This window comes from Candidatus Poribacteria bacterium, from assembly GCA_021295755.1.
Lineage (GTDB): Bacteria > Poribacteria > WGA-4E > WGA-4E > PCPOR2b > PCPOR2b.
In genome coordinates this window covers 1-6,024 of the sequence record JAGWBT010000225.1, presented here as the reverse complement: position 1 = coordinate 6,024, position 6,024 = coordinate 1, and the positions used below count along the sequence as shown (strand labels likewise).

Sequence of the window (6,024 nt, the reverse complement as noted above, 5' to 3'; positions counted from 1 at the left end):
TCTTCGCGTTGCTTCGAATTAAGCGACATGCTCCACCGCTTGTGCGGCCCCCCGTCAATTACCTTGAGTTTTAACCTTGTGGCCGTACTCCCCAGGCGGGGTACTTAATGCGTTAGCTACAGCACAGGAGGAATCAATACCCCCTACACTTAGTACCCATCGTTTACGGCTTGGACTACCGGGGTATCTAATCCCGTTCGCTCCCCAAGCTTTCGTGTACTCAGCGTCAGTATCGGACCAGAAAGCTGCCTTCGCCATAGGTGTTCTATAAGATATCTACGCATTTCACCGCTACACCTTACATTCCACTTTCCTCTTCCGTACTCAAGCCACACAGTTTCGAGCGCAGTTGCTTGGTTGAGCCAAGCCATTTCACACTCGACTTATGTAACCGCCTACACACGCTTTACGCCCAGTAAATCCGGACAACGCTTGCCCCCCACGTATTACCGCAGCTGCTGGCACGCAGTTAGCTGGGGCTTTCTACTATGGTACCGTCAAGCTAGCAAGCTTATCACCTACTAGCGATTCTTCCCATAACACAGAGGTTTACAATCCGAAGACCTTCATCCCCCACGCGGCGTCGCATCGTCAGGGTTGCCCCCATTGCGAAATATTCTCGACTGCAGCCTCCCGTAGGAGTTTGGGCAGTGTCTCAGTCCCAATGTGGCTAATCATCCTCTCAGACTAGCTACCCATCGTAGCCTTGGTGAGCCGTTACCTCACCAACTAGCTAATAGGACGCAGGCTCATCTATGAGTGGCAGATCCGAAGACCCACCTTTCATTGGATATCCCGAAGGAACTCCAATGGTATACGGTATTAGCGGCCCTTTCGAACCGTTATCCCGATCTCAAAGGTAAATTACCTACGCGTTACTCACCCTTTCGCCACTTTCCTCAGCGGCCGAAGCCACTGATTCTCGTACGACTTGCATGCCTAATCCACGCCGCTAGCGTTCGTCCTGAGCCGGTATCATACTCTCCAATAAGTCTTAAAGAAAAACCAGCCTAACCGTTAAGGTTAGGGGAGGAATTTCTAAGTCGACAGGAGGACTATGTACATTATACAAGCCCTATCAAGTAACAGAAACTATTTAGCTTTCAAAGAGCATCTTTTAACCTTCCTTAACGGAAGCGAATGGGATTATAACATACCGCTCCCACCCTGTCAAGGGAAAAGACATATTTTTTCCCTATTTAATACAAATCCTTTTCACAGGCAGATAAACCGCCGCTAACCGCCGGTACGAAATGGATGTTCGCCGCTTCGCCTATCGGTTGATGCATCCCTTCACGAGTCATAACACCATCAATATATACTGAAATGCTAGGACGAATCCGATCGCCATCGCAGAGGCGATCCTTGAAGCCGGGGTAGGCGGCTTCGAGATTATTCACCACCTCCCGCAGCGTCTTCCCTTCCACAACCACTTGGTTTGCGCCGTCGGTTAGTTTCTGCATGAGTGAGGGAATTGCAATCGTTGCCATGGCACAATACACCTTCCGTGAATTAAAATGAATCAGGGATATGAAGCCCTGATAAGAACCCCATATCCCTGATTGTAGTTTTAGATCCACCAAGTTCGAGAAACCGGGCGGATCTGAAATGCTAAAATTTACGCCTATATACCTAAATCTTGCCCATCGTCTTGAGGACACGACCCGGCGACATCGGCAATTCTTTCATCCGAACACCGACCGCACGATAGACCGCATTTGCAATCGCAGCAGGCGGTGCGATGATTGGTGTTTCGCCGACGCCCCTAACACCAAAGGGATGACCCGGGTTAGGAACCTCAACAATGACAGCGTCGATCATCGGCAGGTCAAGACAGGTCGGTATACGGTAATCGAGGAAACTGGCGTTGGTCATCTCGCCTTTTTCGTTGTAGATATATTCCTCGTTTAACGCCCAACCGATACCTTGGACCGCCCCGCCCTGTATCTGTCCTTCGACATAGCTAGGGTGGACTGCCTTGCCAGCATCTTGGGTCGCCGTATAACGCAAGATGTCAATCTTGCCGGTATCTGGATCGACTTCAACATCAACAACGTGTACACCAATTGACGGACCGGGTTGATTTGGATCCGCAGTGCCGCGTCCAACGACGGGACCACCGGTCTCGTCCAACCTCGCTGCCAAGCCCTTGAAGTCAACTTCGTGTTCTTGGCCATTAACGGTACTAAATACGCCATCCGTAAATTGTACTGCATCCGTATCGACTTCCCACAGTTTCGCAGCGCGTTCAATCATCTGCTGCTTGACATCCTGTGCAGCCTCATAAGCAGCGTACCCGGTTGCAAAAGCGGTGCGGCTACCCCCTGTAACAGCGGTGTAACCCACAGAATCGGTATCCGCGACGCTAGGCGTGACAGACTCGGCGGAAATGCCCAGAACTTCCGCAGCCTGCATCGCAATCGATGCGCGTGTGCCACCGATATCGGTTGACCCTTCCACTAGACTGATTGTCCCATCGGCAGTTACGTTAATCACGACACTCGATTTCATGCCGAAGTTCGGCCAATAGCCGGAAGCAACGCCACGTCCTCTATTCTCACCTTCAAGCGGTGCAGAATAGTGTGGATGATCCTTTGCGGCTTCAACCGTTTCGACGAAACCAACATGTGGAGTCGGAGGACCATCAACACGGATATCCCCCTCTTTCGCACTATTGAGGATACGGAATTCGAGTGGATCCATCCCGATCTTCTCACAAATCTCGTCGATGACAGTTTCAGCAGCAAATGCAGCATTTGTTGCACCAGGCGCACGATATGCGGCGGTCTTCGGCTTATTGACGACCACATCATATCCATCAACCTGTCCATTCTCAACTTTGTAGGGCGAGAAGACGCAGAACGCCGCTGCCCCAACCGGTGAGCCGGCATACGCACCCGCTTCAAACGCAAGATAGGCTTCCGCAGCGGTAATGCGTCCATCATTCGTTGCGCCCATCTTCACACGCACGTACGAACCTGGGGTTGGACCTGTGCCTTCAAAGACATCCGCTCGACTCATTAGGACCTTGACAGGTTTGCCTGTTTTCATGGAAAGCATCGCAGCGATCGGCTTGATGTAAACATTAATCTTCCCACCAAAGCCGCCACCAATCTCCATCGGCACAACCTTAACTTTTGAGACGGGGAGCTGGAGAATCTCAGACACCTGCTCTCGAACAGCGAATGCCCCCTGCGTACTGCACCAGATTGTCAACTGCCCATCAGGATTGTATAGCGCAGTCGCATTGTGGGGTTCGATATAGCCTTGATGCACAGTCTCTGTCGTATACTCTTGCTCAACAACCACATCGGCTTCGGCATACCCTTTTTCGAGGTCGCCTTGCTTGTGCTGGAAGTGACTCGCAACGTTGCTCGGCTTATCGGACTTTTCCCCCATCTCATCGGTTCGCATGTCCTCGTGCAGAAGCGGTGCATCTTCCTTCATCGCGTCAAGCACTTTGATCACCGGCGGCAGCACCTCATACTCAACATCAATGAGTTCAAGCGCCTCTTCAGCAGTATGGGGGTCAATCGCCGCAACCGCTGCGACCTGATGTCCTTTGTACAGCGCCTTATCGCCTGCCAGTACGTTATCTTGGAGATCCTTCACACTGGCTGCGCCCTCTCCAAGATCCGCGATCTTATCTTCGACCGAAGGAAAATCCTTCGCCGTTACAACTGCCCTCACGCCGGGATACGCTTCCGCACGGCTCGTATCAATTGACTTTATCCGCGCATGGGCATGTGGACTGCGCAGAACCCTGCCGTGTAACAGTCCTACCGCTTGGAAATCTGCACCGTAAAGGGCGCGACCTGTAACCTTATCAACACCATCGTGACGGATGGGACGAGTCCCAACGACCTTGTAGTCTTTCTTTTCTGCCATTATGCACCTGCATCTTGGACAGCACGTACAATTTTATCGTATCCAGTACAACGACACAAATTGCCCGCTAGCCAATAGCGGATTTCATGCTCAGTTGGATGCGGATTTTGATCTAACAATGCTTTTGCCGCCATGATAAAGCCGGGCGTGCAAATACCACACTGGAGGGCAGCATTTTCTAAAAACGCATCTTGAATCGGATGAAGCTGGTCCGGCTCGGCGATTCCTTCAATTGTCTCAAGCGATTTCCCTTCGAGTTCAGCACCAAGCACCAAACATGAATTGACCAGACGCCCATCAAGAATCACGCTGCAGGCACCACAGTTGCCATTATTACAACCCTCTTTGGCACCTGTCAGATGAAGTACGTCTCGCAAGACCTCAAGCAAACTCTGGCGAGTTAATTGTTGTTTGAACGTGGACTTTTCTAGGCATCTATTTTTATGCCTCCTTCACTCGTTGAATTGCACCGTTTAAGGCACGACGTGTCAACACACCGACAAGATGTGTTCTCTGTTCAGCCGTTCCACGCATATCGCTGATTGGACTGGCAATCGCTTGCGCCGCCTCAGCAGCAGCGTTAATCGCTTCATCGGAAATTTCCTTGCCGACAAGTGATGCACCTGCTTCTTCAGCAAGCAACGGTGTGGGCGCAACAGCAGCAAGGCCGATTCGCGCGGAGACAATGGACGTCTTCGTATCGTCGAGAACAACCGACGCACCAGCACCGACAACTGCGATGTCCATTTCATTGCGTGGGATGAAACGGAGGTAAAACGAACTCGAATTTTTCGGTGGCAGAGGAATCTTGAATGAAACAAGAAGCTCTCCGTTTTCTAAGACAGTTTGCCCTGGTGCTGTGCAGAACTGCTCTACAGGAATCTCGCGCGCTGATCCATTTGGACCAGCAATTGCACAAATGGCGCCCAACACTATCAGCGGTGGGATCGTATCCGCAGCGGGAGAGGCATTGCACAAATTACCACCAACGCTTGCCCGACCTTGAATCGCAGTTCCACCAATAATCTTAGCAGCATCAATCAGTCCAGGATATGCGGCGGAGATGGCATCGTCCGCGTAAATCTTATGACAGGGAACAGCCGCACCGAGGTCTAAACCGGTGTCAGGGGAATATGAAAGCACATTAGTCTCAGGAAGGTCCTTGATATCCACCATCCGTTCCAACTGCCGACGGTTCTCCCGAACCATAACGATGAGATCTGTTCCGCCGGCCAAGGGTTTTGCTTGATCACCTTTTTGGGCGAGCAAGGAGGTAGCTTCAGCTACAGTTTTTGCGGGAACATATTCAAACGCTCGCAAAGTATCAATCTCCTTTCAAAATGAGGAATTTTATCACATTTAATACCCAACGCGGGTATCGGAAAATTTAGCAAAGAGTAATTGCACACTTTATCTTAATCAAAAGTATCTAAAATGTCAACAGAAAAAATCTATCAACTTTCGGATAATCGTTTTTCAGATAAAAGTTTATCGCTCATGTTAAGAATTAGTGCAACAGCAACCGAGTTTTCGTAGGGGTTGGGTCACCCAACCCTTACGGCGAGCGGGGGAACCCCGCCCCTACGATTTCGCTTCATATTTTGCACTTTCTTTTTACATGAGCCAAGTTTATTATAGTAAAGTTTAGAATTAATTGGACACTGTGTACCGGCGAGGTTAGCAAACCTCGCCTACCGGGGATGGGAAAATACGGGCTATCACCCCGGTAGGTGCGATTTCTAACCGCATCGGCGCAGTTGGAAACAGCGCCTACCAAACATGGGGAGCGAAAGTTCTATTTATCTTTAGAATCCACTATAATTGAGAGGGGCTCATAAGTCGCTTTCGATGTGGCAGGCAGGACCAAGACCTGCCAAACACCATCCTCGATAGCGTGGCACGAATATGCCACGCCCAGATCCAGTGATAACGTGCCTTGAGCAATGAACACCCTACGCTTTTAGGAGCGAATTTGCGGTTGTAATTTGGCAGGGGAAAAAATAAATGAGAGGTGCTCCAACTCATGAACTAATGAACCAATGAACCAACATACTTCTTCCCACAATCAACCCAATCACGCAAGCAATCGCCGTTAGTGTGCGCTTTTCAGCTTTGAGCGCCTGAGAAAGAGAAAAA

At 50.4% G+C, this 6,024-nt stretch carries 4 protein-coding genes and 1 rRNA gene; all 5 read right to left on the bottom strand.

Annotated elements, in window-relative coordinates:
• Positions 1–991 (bottom strand): 16S ribosomal RNA (locus J4G02_22355); the annotation flags it as partial.
• Positions 992–1,199: 208 nt separating this feature from the next.
• Positions 1,200–1,490, bottom strand: coding sequence for a MoaD/ThiS family protein (locus J4G02_22350; GenBank protein ID MCE2397253.1), 291 nt, complete (start codon positions 1,488–1,490; stop codon positions 1,200–1,202).
• A gap of 142 nt (positions 1,491–1,632) precedes the next feature.
• Positions 1,633–3,888, bottom strand: a complete 2,256-nt coding sequence (locus J4G02_22345) for a xanthine dehydrogenase family protein molybdopterin-binding subunit (protein MCE2397252.1) — start codon at positions 3,886–3,888, stop codon at positions 1,633–1,635.
• The gene (locus J4G02_22340) at positions 3,888–4,277 is read right to left on the bottom strand and encodes a (2Fe-2S)-binding protein (protein ID MCE2397251.1); all 390 of its coding nucleotides are present in this window, start codon (positions 4,275–4,277) and stop codon (positions 3,888–3,890) included. Before J4G02_22340 ends, J4G02_22345 begins: the two co-directional genes overlap by 1 nt.
• Positions 4,278–4,329: 52 nt before the next feature.
• Positions 4,330–5,208, bottom strand: coding sequence for a xanthine dehydrogenase family protein subunit M (locus tag J4G02_22335; protein MCE2397250.1), 879 nt, complete (start codon positions 5,206–5,208; stop codon positions 4,330–4,332).
• Positions 5,209–6,024: the final 816 nt, after the last annotated feature.

Excerpts from the sequence above, each read along its gene's own strand:
- J4G02_22350 (MCE2397253.1), bottom strand. The coding sequence starts at position 1,490 with ATGGCAACGATTGCAATTCCCTCACTCATGCAGAAACTAACCGACGGC.
- J4G02_22345 (MCE2397252.1), bottom strand. The coding sequence starts at position 3,888 with ATGGCAGAAAAGAAAGACTACAAGGTCGTTGGGACTCGTCCCATCCGT.